The 3,425-nt window shown below is 35.3% G+C and carries 5 protein-coding genes and 1 pseudogene; 4 read left to right on the top strand and 2 right to left on the bottom strand.

The window, feature by feature from the left end:
* Positions 1-241: hypothetical protein (locus BAMA_RS23055; RefSeq protein ID WP_338022323.1), on the top strand; the 241-nt coding region annotated here is incomplete at its 5' end.
* Positions 242-466: 225 nt separating this feature from the next.
* On the opposite strand, the gene BAMA_RS23050 is transcribed toward BAMA_RS23055, so the two are convergent.
* A complete protein-coding gene (locus tag BAMA_RS23050) occupies positions 467-1,096 on the bottom strand; it encodes a LysE family translocator (RefSeq protein ID WP_034644349.1) in 630 nt (209 codons plus the stop codon).
* A 335-nt stretch (positions 1,097-1,431) separates the two neighbouring features.
* On the opposite strand from BAMA_RS23050, the gene BAMA_RS23675 reads away from it, so the two are divergent.
* The 3 genes and pseudogenes from BAMA_RS23675 to BAMA_RS25490 all read left to right on the top strand — a co-directional run.
* Positions 1,432-1,656 carry a hypothetical protein gene (locus BAMA_RS23675; protein WP_157406071.1) on the top strand — a complete coding sequence of 75 codons (225 nt, stop codon included), beginning with the start codon at positions 1,432-1,434 and terminating at the stop codon, positions 1,654-1,656.
* A 30-nt stretch (positions 1,657-1,686) separates the two neighbouring features.
* Complete coding sequence (locus BAMA_RS23040; RefSeq protein ID WP_235184507.1) at positions 1,687-2,154, top strand: hypothetical protein; 468 nt, start codon at positions 1,687-1,689, stop codon at positions 2,152-2,154.
* Between the two features lie 399 nt (positions 2,155-2,553).
* Positions 2,554-2,652 (top strand): annotated as a pseudogene (locus BAMA_RS25490) (DUF3967 domain-containing protein); the annotation flags it as partial.
* 490 nt (positions 2,653-3,142) lie between these two features.
* On the opposite strand, the gene BAMA_RS23035 reads toward BAMA_RS25490, so the two are convergent.
* On the bottom strand, positions 3,143-3,425 hold a 283-nt coding region (locus BAMA_RS23035; protein ID WP_034644348.1), incomplete at its 5' end, for a RidA family protein.

Here is a 3,425-nt window from a genome sequence, read left to right as displayed (position 1 = left end):
AGGTCTTAGGTTCATGAAATTCCTTTGTAATGTGGGAAAATGGGTTTACGCTGAAACGGAAGAACAAGCAAAAGAATACTACAAGGAACAAACAGGTTTCAGTGACGAAGATCTTAATGAGTGTTATGAGGGGGAAGTTAGCTTACAAGATAAGATGTATGTAGAATGGAATGAATTATCGGAAGAAGAGCGTCAGCATTGCCACACTATGTTGCAATACGGAGATACTTCATTTGTTTAAAGAACATTTGAATGGGTTATTAAGCACTATAATTTTACGGCACCTTGTTTCATCGCAGCTACAGAATAAAAGTAAAAGGATTGGGTTCACAATGGACCTAACCCAAAACTTAACAAAAAAGATATTTGGGTAGAGAAGGTCGGATTTATCATGAATCTAACCTTGTAACAAATTGGGAAGAAACTACGCTAGTCAAAAGTAAAGCCATCCCTCAGGACGACTTTACTATCGGCGTTCATAAGCAAGACGCACAGCAAGACCTGTCAAGACGCTTGCCATGAGCCAACGTTGCACTCGCAGCCACGTCGGACGTGTGCCAAACCACTTGGCAATGCTACTTGCTGTAAATACAATTAGGAGGTTGACTATAAAGCTAATAGTTATTTGTGTAAGGCCCAAAACTGCACCTTGCAGAAGCATCGATCCCTTCTCAGGATCTTCAAATTGAGGTAGAAGTGACACATACAAAATAGCAATCTTAGGATTCAATAGATTAGTCATGAGTCCCATCAGAAATAACTTCCGTGGTGGTTCAATAGAAACCGTATGAGGTTCCATAATAGATGTGGCACCAGGTTTAATTGAATTCCAGGCGAGCCAGAGCAAATAAACGACACCTGCCCACTTGATTGCTTCGTAGAGAACCGGAACAGTCATGAAAAGAACTGTAAGTCCGAACATGGTTGCAATTATATAGATAATGAAGCCAAGCATGATACCCAACAGAGAAATGAATCCTGCCATACGTCCTTGCGTAATAGAACGGGAAATGAGATAAATCATGTTAGGACCAGGTGAACAAACTATACTAAGTGAAACAAGTGCAAAAGCTAGCAAAGTATCAAAACTGACCATAAATCTTCCTCCCTTTATCTTACATGAATTTTCTTATTGTTCATTTTATCATGATTAACGGGAGAAAAGATTAATGTATGCCTTACCCATATGAGGTTAACATAACGCACTATTTTCGGTGAGAATCGATGAACTAATAAAGAAGGTCGAGGGCATGGAAGGTGCCGATAGACCGCAAATGAAGTTTGTAAAAAGAGAAAGATAAATTTAAACAAAATAATCTTTTGAATATAGTCCGGCTAGAAAACTAGAGGACACCAATTCATTAGAACAGTAGCTTTCACTGTCTTATGAGTGGTGTCCTTTTTATTTTGTAAAAGGGCGATGTGGGGAAAATGAAAGCTTTTAAAGAACAGTTGCAGGAATGGAGAAAGCAATCGAATCAAGCGAAAAAGAAAAAACGTAAGGAGCAGCTGAGTAGAAGAGATATTGAAAGTTTGATAGGGATACATGGTCCAAGGTACGAAAGAAGACACGAGAGCTATTTTTTATCGATCACATCTTTCGGTGCTTCTCGTTTCTTAACCATATCACTTTTGACTATTCCAATAAAAAAATAACCATTTACACTTTAGGGGAAAATGATTATCATGAAATTGTTAAAAAATGTAATTCAAGGGGTGGTTAAAGTGAAAAAAAGAATTCTTATTCCAGTAATGAGTATAGGATTTCTGGTTTTTAGTGCATTTCATAGTTCTGTGCAGAATACAGTTTCCGCTCAAATTAACAATGAAAAATCATCCATAAATGAAAGTGAGTTTTGGCTTTATGATGGGGATGCCATAAGATACTACCCTTATTTTAATACTTTTATTGGGATTGCTGATATAAGTTCATCTAATAAACAAGAACCAAGCCGTGTAGTATTTGAGTTTTATAATTTAATAGGTGATCTATCATATGTAACAAGTGCCACTATCCCTAACCATAAGCATTCAGCCTCCCAACCATTTTCAGCCCCTATAAATTCTCTAGAAGAAGCTACCTATTCCGTAAAGGTCAAAGTTACAAATGCAAAGGTAGATCCAAATAAAGTTAAATTTGCTCATATAGAATAATACGTGTGTGTACATGTAAATAGAAGGAGCCTCTATTTATTAGAAGCTCCTTCTATTTATCTAACATGTTCTGTAACTTACTTTGCGTTTTACGTTACGATTGTTCTCTCTTCCCCTAAAAAATGGGTACAAGTTGTCCTTGCTTGCTGTTTCTATATATGATTTTATACATTGTTGATATACTCGGTTTTTTCGGCTTATGAATGTTCTGTAGTAGTACAAAATTTTGTATAAAATCTTGTATAAAAAAGTAGTTAGGTTATTGTTTTTAACTCTGGCTAATTTCAAAAGACAATTAAAAACTAATCTTTAAATTTAAAAAAGAAGGTGTACCTTTTTAAAGAAGGAAAACACTACATAGCAACTGAAGAACAGCTGAGAACAGAGGGAGGACAAAATATGGCTCAAACTTATTGGGAATCTGAGGTAGCCAAGAACTTAGGGATTGGCTCAAGTACTTTGCGTAAATATTGCCTTGCCCTGGAGGAAGCCGGGTATAATGGTGTCATCACTTTTATGGAATATCTTTAATTGCTAAAGGGCTTGGGATAGCATAGGTGTTTCACACGATTTTTGAGGCTGTTTTTGGAGTAATAGATTCCTTTAGAAAGTAAATTCGAATAAAAACGCTATTTGAAAATGAAAAAGCCCTAACTATACGGGGGGAGTTAGGGCGTCTTAAAGGGGAATCTTCAAGAGAGAATAATTTGACTGACTTAATTAGGGTAACATATATTCAAAAGAATAGATATATGTTAATTGTTAAGGTTTTGTAAATGTTAGACGACTGATGAGTATAAAAATTTCATTTTGTATAAAAAAGTCCCGTTTGTTAACGAGGACTCTAGTGATATAACCACTTTTTTGAAGGCTTAAATGTAAGATATCAAAAAATGTAACTGGGTAAATATTGGTGCTTTTTTAAAAAGTAAAAGAGCAGCTAGCAAATGCTAACTGCTCTCCAAATGGAATGAAGTGTGTATTTATATTATGGTCTAGCTGCCCATATTTCTATTTCAATTTTAATTTCTGGTAATCCTAATTCTGAAATATATCCAATTGTCATTGCTGGATATTCAGTATTAAATAATTGTTCCCATTTAAAATCCATGTGTTCCCAATCAATTTGTTCTGTTGCCCATATATTCACTTTTATAATGTTAGCAGCAGTTAATTCTTCAGACTCTAAAACTTTACTTATATTTTGAAAAGTATTACTGATTTGTTCATTCATACTTTCTGGGAATTGGCCGTCCTGATTTATCCCAATC

Origin of the sequence: Bacillus manliponensis, from assembly GCF_000712595.1 — a bacterium.
Lineage (GTDB): Bacteria > Bacillota > Bacilli > Bacillales > Bacillaceae_G > Bacillus_A > Bacillus_A manliponensis.
This window is presented reverse-complemented; position numbering and strand designations above follow the sequence as displayed.